Here is a 346-nt window from a genome sequence, read left to right as displayed (position 1 = left end):
CCCAGACAAACCGTGCTGACGAATAGCCAGGGACAAAAAACCACCTACCGGCACGGAATCATTGCCATGCAATGGCGCCTGCTGGAGGTGCGCGGCGCAGGCTGCGCCAGCTGCGGACCGAGCAACGAGCGCTACCAATACGACGCCATGGGCCGGATAACCGAAGTGACCCAACTGGACCCGCAAGGCCAGCCGGTCAGCGGCAAACGGACCGAGCTCGACATCTACGGCCGCCCGGTAAAAATCACCTACACGAAGGGGCGCGCGCAACCCGCGCAATGGCAGCTGCGCTACGGCTACGCGCAGAACGCGCGCGTGCAATACGCACCCGAACTGATCGCACGGC

1 protein-coding gene is annotated in these 346 nt (G+C 64.2%); it reads left to right on the top strand.

Annotated elements, in window-relative coordinates; genetic code table 11:
* Window positions 1–12: 12 nt before the first annotated feature.
* Window positions 13–346 (top strand): hypothetical protein (locus VTU_RS34345; RefSeq protein WP_169315447.1); only part of this gene is annotated, 334 nt, incomplete at its 3' end.

The sequence above is a fragment of the Verminephrobacter aporrectodeae subsp. tuberculatae At4 genome (assembly GCF_000193225.1).
GTDB classification, from domain to species: Bacteria; Pseudomonadota; Gammaproteobacteria; order Burkholderiales; family Burkholderiaceae_C; genus Acidovorax; species Acidovorax aporrectodeae.
The sequence above is the reverse complement of the archived record's forward strand: the minus strand, read 5'-3'. Positions and strand labels throughout refer to the sequence as shown.